Source organism: Exiguobacterium sp. s160, assembly GCF_018617575.1.
Lineage (GTDB): Bacteria > Bacillota > Bacilli > Exiguobacteriales > Exiguobacteriaceae > Exiguobacterium > Exiguobacterium aestuarii_A.
Genome location: NZ_JACSKK010000004.1, coordinates 76,634 through 91,407 on the forward strand (window position 1 = coordinate 76,634; position 14,774 = coordinate 91,407).

The 14,774-nt window shown below is 47.1% G+C and carries 15 protein-coding genes; 9 read left to right on the forward strand and 6 right to left on the reverse strand.

The window, feature by feature from the left end; translation table 11 throughout:
• The first annotated feature begins 205 nt into the window (after nucleotides 1-205).
• The 3 genes from KNO86_RS09980 to KNO86_RS09990 all read left to right on the forward strand — a co-directional run bounded on the left by KNO86_RS09980 (nucleotide 206) and on the right by KNO86_RS09990 (nucleotide 3,745).
• On the forward strand, nucleotides 206-1,267 hold the full coding sequence (locus tag KNO86_RS09980) for a Fe(3+) ABC transporter substrate-binding protein (protein ID WP_214695774.1): 1,062 nt from the start codon (nucleotides 206-208) through the stop codon (nucleotides 1,265-1,267).
• Between the two features lie 133 nt (nucleotides 1,268-1,400).
• Nucleotides 1,401-3,038: an ABC transporter permease gene (locus KNO86_RS09985; RefSeq protein ID WP_214695776.1), complete on the forward strand. Its 1,638-nt coding sequence runs from the start codon at nucleotides 1,401-1,403 to the stop codon at nucleotides 3,036-3,038.
• The gene (locus KNO86_RS09990) at nucleotides 3,038-3,745 is read left to right on the forward strand and encodes an ABC transporter ATP-binding protein (RefSeq protein ID WP_214695778.1); all 708 of its coding nucleotides are present in this window, start codon (nucleotides 3,038-3,040) and stop codon (nucleotides 3,743-3,745) included. The genes KNO86_RS09985 and KNO86_RS09990 overlap by 1 nt, the downstream gene beginning before the upstream one ends.
• Before the next feature lie 48 nt (nucleotides 3,746-3,793).
• Here the strand turns inward: KNO86_RS09990 and KNO86_RS09995 are convergent, their stop codons facing one another.
• From KNO86_RS09995 to KNO86_RS10010, 4 genes are all read right to left on the reverse strand, one after another.
• Nucleotides 3,794-4,240 (reverse strand): hypothetical protein, encoded by a 447-nt coding sequence (locus KNO86_RS09995; protein WP_214695780.1) that lies wholly within the window; start codon nucleotides 4,238-4,240, stop codon nucleotides 3,794-3,796.
• A gap of 111 nt (nucleotides 4,241-4,351) precedes the next feature.
• On the reverse strand, nucleotides 4,352-5,251 hold the full coding sequence (locus KNO86_RS10000; RefSeq protein ID WP_214695782.1) for a class F sortase: 900 nt from the start codon (nucleotides 5,249-5,251) through the stop codon (nucleotides 4,352-4,354).
• A 19-nt stretch (nucleotides 5,252-5,270) separates the two neighbouring features.
• The gene (locus KNO86_RS10005) at nucleotides 5,271-6,611 is read right to left on the reverse strand and encodes a copper amine oxidase (RefSeq protein WP_214695789.1); all 1,341 of its coding nucleotides are present in this window, start codon (nucleotides 6,609-6,611) and stop codon (nucleotides 5,271-5,273) included.
• Between the two features lie 88 nt (nucleotides 6,612-6,699).
• Nucleotides 6,700-7,479 (reverse strand): AraC family transcriptional regulator, encoded by a 780-nt coding sequence (locus KNO86_RS10010; RefSeq protein ID WP_214695798.1) that lies wholly within the window; start codon nucleotides 7,477-7,479, stop codon nucleotides 6,700-6,702.
• A 123-nt stretch (nucleotides 7,480-7,602) separates the two neighbouring features.
• Here KNO86_RS10010 and KNO86_RS10015 point away from each other — a divergent pair, with 123 nt between their 5' ends.
• Nucleotides 7,603-9,252, forward strand: coding sequence for a glycoside hydrolase family 13 protein (locus KNO86_RS10015; protein WP_214695800.1), 1,650 nt, complete (start codon nucleotides 7,603-7,605; stop codon nucleotides 9,250-9,252).
• Between the two features lie 103 nt (nucleotides 9,253-9,355).
• Nucleotides 9,356-9,862, forward strand: coding sequence for a flavodoxin domain-containing protein (locus KNO86_RS10020; RefSeq protein ID WP_214695802.1), 507 nt, complete (start codon nucleotides 9,356-9,358; stop codon nucleotides 9,860-9,862).
• On the opposite strand, the gene KNO86_RS10025 is transcribed toward KNO86_RS10020, so the two are convergent.
• The gene (locus KNO86_RS10025) at nucleotides 9,826-11,424 is read right to left on the reverse strand and encodes a glycoside hydrolase family 55 protein (RefSeq protein ID WP_214695804.1); all 1,599 of its coding nucleotides are present in this window, start codon (nucleotides 11,422-11,424) and stop codon (nucleotides 9,826-9,828) included. The two genes, KNO86_RS10020 and KNO86_RS10025, sit on opposite strands and share 37 nt — an antisense overlap.
• A 261-nt stretch (nucleotides 11,425-11,685) precedes the next feature.
• Here KNO86_RS10025 and KNO86_RS10030 point away from each other — a divergent pair, with 261 nt between their 5' ends.
• From KNO86_RS10030 to KNO86_RS10045, 4 genes are all read left to right on the forward strand, one after another.
• On the forward strand, nucleotides 11,686-11,886 hold the full coding sequence (locus tag KNO86_RS10030) for a cold-shock protein (protein ID WP_015880427.1): 201 nt from the start codon (nucleotides 11,686-11,688) through the stop codon (nucleotides 11,884-11,886).
• 118 nt (nucleotides 11,887-12,004) lie between these two features.
• The gene (locus KNO86_RS10035; RefSeq protein WP_214695810.1) at nucleotides 12,005-12,418 is read left to right on the forward strand and encodes a pyridoxamine 5'-phosphate oxidase family protein; all 414 of its coding nucleotides are present in this window, start codon (nucleotides 12,005-12,007) and stop codon (nucleotides 12,416-12,418) included.
• Between the two features lie 178 nt (nucleotides 12,419-12,596).
• A complete protein-coding gene (locus KNO86_RS10040) occupies nucleotides 12,597-13,103 on the forward strand; it encodes a DoxX family membrane protein (protein WP_074034146.1) in 507 nt (168 codons plus the stop codon).
• An 80-nt stretch (nucleotides 13,104-13,183) separates the two neighbouring features.
• On the forward strand, nucleotides 13,184-13,480 hold the full coding sequence (locus KNO86_RS10045; RefSeq protein WP_074034148.1) for a DUF3817 domain-containing protein: 297 nt from the start codon (nucleotides 13,184-13,186) through the stop codon (nucleotides 13,478-13,480).
• 21 nt (nucleotides 13,481-13,501) lie between these two features.
• Here the strand turns inward: KNO86_RS10045 and KNO86_RS10050 are convergent, their stop codons facing one another.
• Nucleotides 13,502-14,755, reverse strand: coding sequence for an MFS transporter (locus KNO86_RS10050; protein ID WP_214695812.1), 1,254 nt, complete (start codon nucleotides 14,753-14,755; stop codon nucleotides 13,502-13,504).
• Between the last annotated feature and the right edge of the window lie 19 nt (nucleotides 14,756-14,774).

Consider the following 14,774-nt stretch of genomic DNA (forward strand, 5'->3'; position numbering starts at 1 on the left):
GACCGGACGGTTTGTTTGATTTCACTATATCGTTCGCATTCTTTTGAAGTCAAGAAATGATGACCTCAAAACTGTCACAAATTAAGCATTCTTACTGATAGCGATTGCAGAAAACCCTTGACGTGAGAATGATTATCAGTGATGATAGGTACTGAGAGTAATTATCATTACCAGAGAGAAATCATTGAACGTGGGGGAATGACAGATGAACAAAAAATATGCAGCTTTAGGAATTTCAGCAGCGTTAACGACATCGCTCCTTGCCGCTTGCGCAAGCACAGATGAGACAACTTCAAATGAAGGCTCGGACGATTCGAACGTCGTCAATGTTTACTCGAGTCGCCACTACGATGTCGATCAACAATTATATAAACAGTTTGAAGAAGAGACGGGCATCAAGGTAAACGTCGTGGAAGGTAAGAGTGACGAACTTCTCGAGCGTTTAAACACTGAAGGAGAGAGCACAGAGGCTGACCTCTTCATTACGGCAGATGCCGGAAACTTGTACCAAGCGAAAGAAGCGGGACATCTCCAAGCGGTCGATAGCGATGAGCTTGAGTCAAACATTCCTGCAAAATATCGTGACACGGACAACGAATGGTTCGGTTTGACGAAACGTGCACGTGTCATCGTTTACTCGAAAGATCGCGTGAAACCAGAAGAATTGTCGACGTATGAAGCATTGACAGAAGAACAATGGAACGGCAAAGTACTCGTGCGTCCGTCTGAAAACATGTACAACATCTCACTTCTCGCATCATTCATCGAAGTGAACGGTGTCGATGAAGCGAAAGAGTGGGCGAAAGGCTTAGTGAATAACATGGCACGCGACCCACAAGGGAACGATCGTGACCAAGCGAAAGCGGTCGTCGCCGGTGAAGGAGACGTGGCCATCATGAACACGTACTATATGGGTCTCATGTTGAATTCTGAAGACGAAGAAGAGAAGAAAGTCGCCGAGCAACTCGGTGTCTTCTTCCCAAACCAAGACACAACAGGTACACACGTAAACATTTCTGGTATCGCGATGACGAAAGCGTCGAAAAACACAGAAAACGCTCAAAAATTGATGGAGTTCATGTCAGAACCGTCAGCTCAAGAGAAATTTGCGGGTGTGAACTACGAATACCCAGTCAACGAGTCGGTTGAGCCAAATGAGCTTCTTCAATCATGGGGCGAGTTCAAAGAGCAAGACATCAACCTCTCTGCACTTGGAGAAAACCAACAAGAAGCAATCCGCATCTTTAACGAAGTAGGTTGGAAGTAAGATGACTTCGGCTTGAACGAGAGTTCAGGCCGGAGGTTTTTGCGTTTCATACACCCTAAGCGCTACACGGGACGCGTAGAAACTGATATGATGGGACAGGAATTGATTGTTTACAGAACGGGAGCGGTACGACATGAACTGGCACGCGGTAAAACGACAACTGAATGGATGGGCGATCCTAAGCTTTCTCGCGATTTTATTGATCGTCTTGCCGGGGATTGTCGTGCTCGTGGAATTATTCGCACCGGTCAATGACAACTGGCAGCATATTCAAGAGTATTTGTTGCCCCGTTATGTACGGAACACGTTGTTCATCATGGTGGCTACTGGTCTCCTGACGACTGTGATTGGAACGAGCCTTGCTTGGTTCGTGACCGTCTATGATTTTCCGTTCCGTCGCTTCTTTAAATGGGCACTCATCTTGCCACTGGCGATTCCGCCTTATATCGGGGCGTATACGTATCACGGCATTTTAAATTACACCGGAGTGATCCAAACAACGCTACGGAATCAGTTCGGGATCACTGTCGATCAGTCGTACTTCAATATCATGTCGATTCAAGGAACCGTGTTTATTTTCACCTTGTTCCTCTATCCATACATTTATACGATCACACGAGCGTTCCTGCATAACCAATCGTCCTCGATGATTGAGAACGCACGGATCCTCGGTCGTGGGTCATGGGATATTTTCTTCACCGTCGTCATTCCGATTTCCCGAGTCGCCATCATCGGTGGTGTCAGTCTCGTCTTGATGGAAGTACTCAACGACTATGGCGTCGTGAAATATTTCGGGATCCAGACGTTCAGTACCGCTATTTTTAGCACATGGTTCGGGATGAAGGATACGTCGTCGGCGCTGAAGCTGGCAGGTACCCTCATGATTCTCGTCATCGCCATCTTGACGATGGAGCGACTCGTGCGAGGACGGAAGCAATTTAGTTACGCTTCGACGAAAGTGAAACCGCTCAAACCGAGACCGCTTCAAGGCTGGCATCGCTACGCGGTATTCGCTTATGTCTCGATCGTCTTTGCCATCGCATTCGTCATTCCGTTCACGCAGTTGACGGCCTGGACGTTCCTGACGTTCGATACGGTCTTCACGGAAGAATTTTGGCAACTTGTTTGGAATACGGTGCGTGTCGCCTTTATCGCAACAGTGATCATCCTGTTGTTCGCACTCATCATTGCGAATTACACGCGGCTCTTCCCGTCGAACATGACACGCGTCATTTCAAAGGTGACGACGCTTGGGTATTCGATTCCAGGGGCAGCGATCGCGATTGCGGTCATCACGCTCTTCTTGTGGCTCGATGGCAAAGTGCTCGATATGGCTAAGGCGCTCGACTTGAGTCAGACGTTCGTGTTTCGGACGACGCTCATCATGCTCATCTTCGCCTATGTCATCCGTTTCCTCGCCATCGGCTACAACTCGATTGAGAGTGGGTTCGAGAAGGTCGGGAAATCGTTCACGGAAGCATCCCGCATGCTCGGATGGAACACGGTCCAAACGTTCTTCCGCGTGGATATCCCGATGATCAAAGGTGCCATCATGAGCGCATTTATCCTCGTCTTTATTGATATTATGAAAGAGTTGCCGTTGACGCTCTTTTTACAACCATTTAACTTTTCGACGCTTGCGACACAGGCGTTCAAATACGTGAGTGATGAGAAGATTCATGAAGCGGCACTCGCTTCCATCGTCATCGTCCTCATGAGTGGACTGTTGATATTCGTTTCCCACAAGGTGCTTGATAAGGAGGCCGACTAATGTTCGTTCAAATCAACGATTTACATTTTAGCTATAAAGGTGCACATGAAGAGACCATCAAAGGGTTCTCGATTTCAATCACAAAAGGCGAAATCGTCTCGCTTCTTGGGGACAGCGGTTCTGGGAAAAGTACGATTCTCCGATTGATCGCAGGGCTCGAGATGCCGAACCAGGGCGTTGTCGTCGTGAACGACTGCGTCTGTTGCGACGATTGTCAGTTCATGCCACCAGAAGATCGTGGCGTCGGGATGGTCTTCCAAGACTATGCACTCTTCCCGCACATGACCGTTGAAAAGAACATTCGGTTCGGTCTTCATAAACTAAGCCGGAAAGAACGGAATGCGCGTGTCGAAGAGATGCTCGCGCTCGTCAACTTGACGGAGTTCCGTCATCGTTACCCGTACGAACTCAGTGGGGGACAACAACAGCGTGTCGCGCTCGCGCGTGCACTCGCACCGAAACCAGCGTTGTTGATTCTAGACGAACCGTTCAGTAACTTGGACACGTCACTTCAACATCGGATTCGTGACGATTTGCGCCGTCTCTTGAAGCAGACGGGCACGACGACAATTTTCGTGACACACGACGAGGAAGATGCAGAGGCACTTGCTGACCGCATCGTCTACCTCGGAGAAGGCAAAATTAAAAAGCAAGTCATGACGGAGAACAACAAGACGTTCAACCCGCAGATTCCTTGCTTCGTATAAGTACGACGCACTCATTGATGAAATGGGTGCGTTTTTGTGTCGAGTCTATCATTCGATGTATTGATTGTCTAAGACGGATAAATTCTCCTGCCAATCCGTCCAAGAAGATTGGAGTGATGTAATCAATCCTTGCCCACCGAAACTAATCGTACTTTCATGGGATGCATAAATAATCCAGTTCATTTGTTGATCAAACCAATACCGTTCTAAATAGCGACCATCATAACAAGGGTCTAATGAAGCGGTATCGATTTGCCAGAGTGTACGGTCCTCATGTAGTTCAAAGATGAGCTCCGTTTGTTGATTCCGTATCCATTGCTGGATGTCTTTAATTTTTTGATCAACATCTTCAATGTAATCGCTATCGAATGCAATCACATCTAATCGAGGAGGAGTGGAAAGGGGGTACCAATAATATGAATCGTCCACGCCCCAAATGGCGCGAATTCTTCTTTTTAATTGATTTGCGAGAGGTTGCGAAAGTCGAGTCCTCATGACGTGTAAACTCCTTATCCTGAATATGATATATATGTATTGCTACATTCACTATACATGAAAAGCAGTAAAAAACCGCCCTTAGAATTTTATCTAAGAGCGGTTTTGTATTTACTTCGTTGTTTGCGACGGTTTGGACTCGTTCCCAAGTTGGTCAATCGCAGTCACATAATAAGAAACACCTGTTTTACTTGCGACTTCGATACTCTTTCTTGCATGGGATGGGACGCTTTCGATATGAGTCGCTTTTCCGTCGACGACTTCATAGATGCGATATCCGATCACGCTCTCTTGACGCACGGCGTGCCAGGTTAACAAGTTTCCTTGTCGCTCGACTGCCGTCGGGATCTCGAGATCGACAGTTTCGTTCAGTTCGGTATCCACTAGCTCTGTATACACGACGAATCGTTCATCGTAGCCCCCGTCCCCGAACGTACCCGAACAGGTGATCAAATTTAAATTGCGATTTGATGTGGCACCGAAAATCTCTTCGATTGGCGCGGTTTTCGTATCATAGCGTTCTGTTTTTGTGACGCGGAACCGAAGTGTGTTTCCGGCTTCGTCTAGAATCAGAACGTCATCGCCTTCTTTAAGTTGATCGAGTTGATAAAAGACGGCCGGGCCGGTCTTACTGTCGACGTGACCGGCGATCACGGCGTTCCCTTTACTTCCCGGTGTGACACCGGGTTCAAACCACCCGACCTGATTTTCATCTTCTGGTACACCCATCTGTCCGTTTTCCAGTACCCCGACTTGTTCAATTGCCGTATCGACATCAATTTTAGGGATCTGGATTTGAACAGGGGTGACGGCCTTGGCGTTTTCTTCTTCCTCAGCTAATCGTAACTTCTCCACCTCTTCCTGTAGAAGTGAGAATTCAGCCGTTAAATCCGGGCTCTCCTCTATTTGTTTTTCTTCTACAGGTGGTGACGACGATTCTTGGGCGCTCGTCCACGTCCAGAAGCTAAAACAAAAGAGAGAGAGCGCCAGAAACAAATGGCGCTTGTTCATGGGGCTCCCTCCTTATTGATTATTGTTCAGACACTTTACGTTTGCGAAGCGTTACGAAGGCGAGTAAGATTCCGCCAAGTACAGCTAATCCAGCGTAGAGCGTGTTCATTGATTGTTCTTGTGCACCACCGAGACCTGTTTCAGGCATCTCTTCAGGCATCATTGTTTCTTCAAACTTGTCAGGCATTTGTGTCACGATCGCGTTACCGAGTGTTTCACCAACACCGAACATGAACGCATATCCTTCACGGAATGACATCCAAGCCGCTTCTGCATCGCCTGCGACGTATTGATCGAATGTGTCGAGTACGAGTGTCTCATGCTGTTTGATGGCTTCTTCACCAGCAGCTTGTGGCAAGTTACCTTCTGTTGCTGCATCGAGGAATGTGCTGAAGTCGACAGCGAATGTGTCGAGGCGCATACGTGCTTCTTCAATCTTCGCTTCGTCACCTTCAAGTGTAGCAGCTACGATATCACCTTGTGCTGTGATGTGGTCTGAGTTCCAGATTTTTTCGAACTGTGCAGCACCTTCGTCACCGTATACAGATGCGATGGCCGCTTTGAAGTCGAGTGTGTTCTGATCTTCTGCCCATGTGACGTAGTCATAGTCCTCTGCTTGGTCATATCCTTTTTGCATACCGATTGCAGCGAGGGCGAAGTGCTCACCTGCAAGACTGTTCAATGTTGAGCGGAGTTCAACAGCTGGTGTATCTGCTCCAGTCGTGAATTTGTCAGGCATTTGTGTGACGATTGCACCTGAGAGGGCTTTACTGATGTTGAACATGTGCTTGTAACCTTCACGGAACGTCATGTAAGCTTCTTCGTAATCTCCTTCGACATAGTTATCGAATACAGAGAGGACTTGGTCTTCATGAAGTTCAAGTGCATCTGCTGCCGCTTCTTTCGGTAAGTTCCCTTCCGTCGCTGCATCGAGGAATGTTGAGAATTCTTCTACGAACTCATCGACTTCAGCTTCAGCTTCCATGCGTAGTTCTTGGTTGTCTGATTTTGCAGCTTCTACGAAATCAGCTGAGTAGTCGTTATGACCACGGAAGATTTCTTCGAACTTCATGCCGCCTTCTTCCCCATAAATTGATGAGATGGCTGGTGTCATGTCGAGCGCGTTTTGATCGAGTGCTTTCATCGAAACTTCAGCATCTGCTGCCTCGTCGTATCCTTTCATCATCGATGTGACGGCTAATACGTAGTGCTCAGATAAGAGTTGATCGAGTGTGGCGCGAAGGTCACCTGCTGGTGTACTTGCTGTCGGTGTGTGATCCGCTGCCTGTGCGTTGACCGGTACGAGTAGTCCTAAGGCTAGTGCCGGTGCTACGATTTTGTTTAACGTCTTCTTCTTCATGTGTAATCGCTCCTTTTCGTAAGTGAGTGTTGTTGTCGTTATTTACACCCATCTAACGGAGCGGTTCAAAAAATGGATCACTCTTTTTTTATTTTTTTTCGTTTTTTTGTTGAAGAGTGCGATAAACCCCTGGTGCTACGCCATATTTCCGTTTAAAAATTCTGTGGAAATATGGATAACTTCGAAATCCAGACAGTTCCGCAATCGTTTCTAACGAATGTTTTGTATAGCGCATTTGCTCTTCGGCAAGCTGTAAGCGAATCGATTGTGCATATTCGATGATTGTCATCCCGGTCTCTTCTTTAAAGAGATGAACGGTCCGTGAAACGCTGAGTCCGACCTCTATAGCAACGTCTGCCACTTTAAAGTCATTGGTGACGTGCGATTCGATAAAGCGCATCATGCGAGAGACGACTGGAGGTCGCGCCTGGGAATGCACATCTTGAATCGAACGATCCAGCATGAGTAGAAGCGCTTTGACGAGAGTTTCAATTAATTCAGGACTTTGTTCCGATGGTGGACGGCGCACTTCCTCTGTAATGTGTTGCCATAGCGAAAGTAGGCGGGAATCGATGGTGATCGCGTATAGTCTTTCCCGTGGCGTCGCATGCCACCACGTATCCATCGCATGTCCGGTGCAGAAGATATGATAGTCTCCGCTCGCAGGTGTATCGACATGCATTTCATAGAAGTCACCCGGGCGGACAATCAATACGTCACCAGGTCGTGTGATCATCATTTCCCCATTGACGACGATCCGAGCCGTCCCCTCTGTCTGTAAGCGAATCAGATACGTATCGAGTAAGTTAGCGAATGGAAAAGTGTAGGTCGTTGTATGATACGAATAGCCACAAAAGCCGATTTCCATAATAGTCTCCTCATTTTATAGCAAAATTGTACATATCCTAATCATATCATGGATGGTCATGAATCCTTGAAGGCAGTACGATGAAAGCGTTGAAACGGAAATGAACTTCAAGGAGGACGTAACATGAAACAATGGTGGAAAGAAGCGGTTGTGTATCAAATTTATCCGCGGAGCTTCAATGATTCGAACGGGGACGGGATTGGTGATATCCAAGGGGTCACGGAGAAGATGTCTTACTTGGCAGAACTCGGAATTGATGTCATCTGGCTCTCGCCGGTATACGATTCGCCGAACGATGACAACGGATACGACATTCGTGATTATCGTGCCATTATGGAGGAGTTCGGTACGATGGACGACTTTGATGCGATGCTTGAAGAAGCACACCGTCACGGGATTAAAATCATGATGGACCTGGTCGTCAATCACTCTTCCGATGAACACCAGTGGTTCATGGAGTCACGCTCTTCAAAAGAGAGTCCATATCGCGACTATTATATTTGGAAAAAAGGAAAAGACGGTCAGCCGCCGACGAACTGGGGAGCTTTCTTCGGCGGCAGCGCTTGGCAATATGATGAGGCGAGCGATGAGTACTACCTTCACTTATTCAGTAAGAAACAACCGGATTTGAACTGGGAGAGCGAAACGCTTCGTCGTGAAGTGTACGATCTCATGACGTATTGGCTCGATAAAGGGGTCGACGGGTTCCGAATGGACGTGATCAATATGATCTCAAAAGACCCGAGCTATCCAGATGGTCAAACGCAAGGAACAGGGTACGGTGACGGCACGCCATTCTTCTTTAACGGACCACGTATCCATGAATTCATGCAAGAGATGAATCAAGAAGTCTTATCTAAATACGACACGATCACGGTCGGTGAGATGCCAGGAGTCAGTGTGGAAGAAGCGAAATTGTATACAGGGGAAGACCGTAACGAACTGAACATGGTCTTTCATTTTGAGCATGTAGACGTCGGAAACGGCAGCTTCGGGAAATGGAATCCGACGGACTGGAAACTCACAGAGTTGAAGACGATCTTCTCGCGTTGGCAAGAAGGACTGGAAGAAGAAGGATGGAACAGCCTGTATTGGAGTAACCATGATCAGCCCCGTGCCATCTCGCGCTTCGGGAACGACTCCCCGGAATATCGTGTCCGTTCCGGGAAGATGCTTGCGACACTTCTTCATCTATTGAAAGGGACACCTTACATTTATCAAGGGGAAGAGTTCGGGATGACGAATGTCGCGTTTGATTCGATCGATCAGTACCGAGATATCGAAACGTTAAACGCTTACCGTGACTACACGTCAAAAGGGTTGTTGACGCACGACGAGATTTTCCGTGGAATTCATGAGCGGGGACGTGACAATTCACGCACGCCGGTACAGTGGTCGGACGAAGCACATGGTGGCTTCACGACAGGAACACCATGGATTGGGGTCAACCCGAACTATGTCGACATCAATGCGGAGGCGGCACGGAAAGACCCGAATTCGCTCTTCCATTACTACCGTCAATTGATTGCGCTCCGTAAAGCCAATCCAATCGTTGTCTATGGAAAGTATGAGCTGTTGTTACCGGAAGATGAGGCAGTCTATGTGTTCACGCGTTCGTTCGAAGGAGAGACATGGCTCGTGCTCTGTAACTTCTCAGGTGACACACAACAACGTGACTTACCATATGACGTAAAAGAACGCGTCATCGGAAACATGGAACCGATTGAACCGTTCACTCTTCGTCCTTACGAAGCACAAGTGTATAAACTGTGACGAAAAGCTCGCCAGACGGCGAGCTTTTTTGAGTGGTCGCGTATCTTCTTCTCACGATTCGGGAATAGTGTAAGTAACGTCTGACATGAAAAGAGGGAACGACATGGGTACTTTAATCGCGTACTCTTCCAGATATGGAACGAGTGAAAAAGTGGCGTCTTTACTCGCTGAACGGTTATCGGGAGACGTTCATGTCCAAAATATCGTAGAAGAGCCGAACGTTATGTGGGAGACGGTGGATCACGTCATCGTCGGCAGTTCGATTCGGATGGGTACCATCCAGGACGAGATGAAAGAATGGTTGACGCTTCATGAGGCACACTTGCTGGAGCATCCCCTTGCTCTATATTTGTGTGCCGGGACACCGACAGAATCGGAACGGATTCGCGAGCTAGAAGAAGCTTATCGTGACACGCTACGAGAACATGCCTATTTCGTCGAAGTTGTCGGGAGCGGGTATGACTTTGAACGAATGGGCTTTTTAGACAAAGCGATCGTCCGCATGATGGCCAAACAGAAAGAAAGCTCGCTTGAACTCGATGAGGACAAATTGGATCGGCTTGTCGAGGCGGCTCAAACGTCTGAACGTACTCGGTCCGAGAATCCGTAAACGAGCATGTCTTTCGCATCGATTGGACTTTTCGTGGAGATGAGTACATCTCCGCTTTTTTTCTGTCCTTCGATTTGATGAAGTGCGATTTTCTCCAGCTGACGTCCTATTCTTAACGCGATTGGCGCAGATTCAAGGCATCGTAAGTTTTCGATGGTCACTTCATCGGTCCGATTATCCCCTCCGAACAGTTCGAGATCAGCTCTCGAGGTTGTAAATCCACGTACGGAGATGCGATGTAATTGAACGCGCCGAGACTTGTATTGAACCGCCAGTGCCGGATGTTTTTCGTAATCGTAAGTCGGGTCACCGATCGCGGTCAATCCATGGATCAAGACGTCTTGATAGGCCGATACGACCAGGCTTCGTGGCGAGGATTTCGCATATAGCGAGCTTCGGACCGGTTCGACGGATACTAAGTTCGTACCAGACAGAAAGCGTGCTGTCGCCGAATCGGGATCGTCTGCTAAATGATGACCAATGTGACGGAAGTTAAATGAGCGATTGTCATGAAGTGAAAGGTGTCCAAAAATATGAACGTCATGAGCCGCTGACGAGGTTCCATGTGCCTTTACTTCGATTCCGCCAAAACATCCTTCACTTTTATTGTTCACGAGTGTGACGTGCCGCGATCCATCGTCAATCTCAATGCCATTCGAGTTTGAAAATCCAACGGCGTGTGTTCGGCCATGAGGGTGATGACAATAACAGTTAGTGATATAAATGGCATCGCTATGGTGTGTCGTGATTCCGTCATCCCCATAGTTCGTCGCCTCAAGGTGATCAAGATGAATATACCGACTTCCGTTTGCGGCACGAAGTCCATCCCCTAAGTAATGATAGTGCGGAGACGTGATGTCGAACGCATGAAGACCGGCATTTTTAGCCGTCACATGATGCACCCAGCCATACGTCACATGCGCAAACGTCAGAGCACTCGATGTCGTGTCACCGCTCGTCGTTCGTTTCACATCGCCTAATCGTGCAACGTTCCAATCGAGCGTCAGGTGACATACCTCGATATGATTGTTTCCCGCAAACGGGGTGGCATTTCGTAACAGTCTTCGATGCTTTGGCGCACGATCGGATAGTTTTAGAATGGTGACGTCCTGTCCGGCACCTTCTAACACGCAGTTCGAAGGAAGGCGAAGGCCCCGAACGATATACACACCTGCCGGGACAAAGACGCGGCGATTGGAGCGGAGGGCGAGACGAAAAGCGAGCGTGCAATCCGTTTTTCCATCTCCGACAGCGCCATAGTTCGTTACATCGACGTGTTGTTTCGTCGTCTGCATCAAGTTCAAATATTCAGCATCGAGCCGGCGCATCCATACAGGACGAACCATTCCGTCCATTTGTTCGAGCGGGAGTGACGTTTGAACAGGCGTAATACGTTCTGTCATTGGAATTCGGCAAGGGATGGATTGTTGCTGCTCTGAGTAAGATGTCTCGCGCGTGGCGCGGTGCCATTCGAGTGTTCGCTGGATGAGGTCTTCTTCCGACCAATCAGAATAAGAGGCAATCATCGATGCGATTGATTGCGGGTCCTTTGCATTTTTCATAATAAATCCTCCTAGCATCATCTTCTCTAGCATGTACCCGTTTCACCTCGTTTTTTAGCAATCAGAAGTATTTACTAGACAGAAGCATCTAGTCGTGTTATATTCAATATGTGCTTAATTAAGAATAGCTGGAATCATAATTCACAAGTGCTTGGGATTATTTTTCATTAGATAATCCAGAGGCTTGTATTTTTTTTGGTCAAGTTTTTTCTAGTAAGGCACTACTATAACGCATAGCGTTTATTTCAGGAGGGTTCATTCATGAACACAGGTAAAGTAAAATGGTTTAACTCAGAAAAAGGTTACGGCTTCATCGAAATGGAAGGCGGAGACGACGTATTCGTACACTTCTCAGCAATCCAAGGCGACGGCTTCAAAACACTTGAAGAAGGCCAAGAAGTAACTTTCGAAATCACAGACGGAGCTCGTGGACCACAAGCTTCTAACGTTGAAAAAATCTAATCTTCCTTTCTAAGGAATATGATACCTGCTCGCATCGGCGAGCAGGTTTTTTTTGTGTTTAATCGTGTAGTTTGAGGGAACAGTATACGAGCGACAAATCATGAAGGAGGAATTTGGAATGAGTGCAAAAGAAACAGCTTTGAAGATCCTAGATTCAAGTGATGTAGGGACGATGGCGACCGTATATAAGGTGAAGCCCCATAGTCGATACATGACATTTTTCCATGATGATTTCACGCTCTATACAGCAACCTCGAACGATACAGATAAGGTAGAGGAATTAGAGAAGAATCCATATACGCATATTCTGATTGGTTATGATGGAGATGGAGTGGGAGACACCTACTTAGAAATCTTAGGGAAAGCGACTGTGTCAGACGATGAATCGATGAAAGAAAAAGTGTGGAACGACAAACTCGAGGGCTGGTTTGATGGTCCGGACGATCCGAAATTGGTCATTCTCAAAATCGAACCAGAATCGATGCGTGTGATGAACAAAAAAGGGCAGCCACCTCAAGAAGTAACGTTGTAAACTTCTCAAAGACGCCTCGAGTAGGCGTCTTTTTGCTGGATGTGAATAGAGTGTGACGTACATATGGACGAATCATGAACAAAGCAAAATATATATGTGAAATAGTGAACATAGGTGGTATATTGTGAATGTAATCACATTATTCATTTATTCAACTTCTTGAAAGGGAGGAATCATTATGTTCACGAAATTTTGGCAAAATCATAACATCGCTACGGCAATCTTGACGGTGTTACGTGTATGGCTCGGTTATCATTGGTTAACAGCAGGTTGGGGTAAAATCACAGGTGGCTTTGGAACGGAGGGATTCTTAAACAACGCGGTGACACTCGCGACTGGAGAGCATCCAGCCGTTGCGGGATGGTGGGCTGCATTCTTAGAAAACGTTGCGATTCCGAACGCCGGATTATTCGATGTCCTTATTCCTTATGGTGAATTTTTGGTCGGGTTAGGGTTATTGCTCGGTGCACTCACACGTAGCGCGGCGTTCTTCGGTCTTGTCATGAACATGGCGTTCTTGCTCTCAGGGACGGTCAGTACGAACCCGACGATGTTGATCGTATCTGTATTGATTTTGGTTGCTGGACATAACGCAGGAAAAATCGGAGTCGATGGCTTATTCCTTCGCAACTTCGTCGAAACAAAAGTATTGCATCGTTCACCAAATCGTCAAATAGCCTCGTAACTTTTATGCACTCTCCTGTGACAAACCTCTCATGTTTCGGCTACGATAGATATAGCCTACAGAGATAAAGGAGAACGCATATGACTACGACTCATTTTAAATGGCTTGGCTACACAGAAGGTGTGTCCTTCTTGTTGTTACTGTTCATCGCGATGCCACTGAAATATATGGCGGGTATTCCACTCGCGGTCAGCATCGTCGGCGCAGCGCACGGTTTCTTGTTTGTGGCTTACGTACTTGCGGCCATGTACATGGCGTGGCGCTTCCGTTGGGGCTTCAAAGTGCTGACGCTTGCCGTCATGGCATCCGTCATCCCATTCGGACCATTTTTATTAGAAAAACGGGTACTCCCGTCAACAGAGAAGACATCGAACTGATTCGTTCGATGTCTTTTTTTGTTAGGATACTCGTTCAATTGACTGAGCTGCTGCTCGTTCTGCTTGGATGTCATGGCGAATCCGATATGTGAGCGTGAAGGTACATAGGAGTAGGCCAATCATACATGCAGTGTATAGATGTGCGACTGGTACAAGATCACTCAATACCCCGAATAGAATAAAACCGATTGGCGTGATGCCCATCGCAAGTGACTCGAGTACCCCAATCACGCGACCTAAATAATTTGGATCCGTATTCGTTTGTAGGAGCAATTGAACCGGAATGTTGACACGTACGATAAAGAACCCGCTTAATAAGGCGAACATTGCGAAAAAGAAAATCGACGTGAGGACGTTGAAGTTCAAATATAATGGAATGGCAGGGCCGACAAATAGAACACTGAGTATGGTCAGTGCAGATCGCATGGTCGACAGGCGATGTTTGATTTTGAATAGTGGCAAGGCGTGAAGTAAAGAAGCGATTAAGAATCCAATGGCAACCATGCTTTCAAGTAGTCCAAACTGAAACGGAGACACGCCGACCTCTTGTAAAGCGGCTATCGGGAACAACACTTCTGTCGCGACGAAAAAGAAGTTCAAGAATGCAGCTAGAACGGCGACTGTCCATAAAACTCGTTGCTGTTTCAAATAAGAGAGACCAGACCGTACATCTTCCCAAGTGGATTGTTCGGTTGGAGCAATCTCTTTCTGATGAAATGTGAGTCGAGAAGCAAGCAAGGCGGCAATCATGAAGAATAGGGCTGAACTGAATAAAAAAGCTGAAATCGGTATGAGTTTAAACAGTGCTCCGGCAAGAAGCGGAGTGCCGATACTTGAGATGGAGATGATGCTCTGAATGAGGGAGTTGGCACGTTGAAGCTCTTCCTCTTCGAATAGAAGGGGAATCGAACTCGATAGCGTGACCGATAAGAAGGTAGAGACGATGGATAGGAAGAACGTGATGACATAAAAGGCAGGTGCTTCGAACGTCCAAAGCAAACTTGCGATCCCTGCGAGTAAAAATAATCCTCCATTCAAAGACTCCATCTTGATGATGACTCGTTTTCGGTCAAGTTTGTCCGCATAAGCGCCTGCAAATGGGGACAAAAGAACACGTGGCAATGTGCCTGCCAGTAAGACAAATGCGAATTGTAATCCAGATCCAGTCGTCGTCAACACCGTTAATCCTGCTACGAACGTAAATAAGTTGGATGCGAACAGTGACATGAATTTACCGAGTAATAAAATCGATAAATTGGAAGAAAAGAATTTCATAGAGAACACTCCTTTGCAA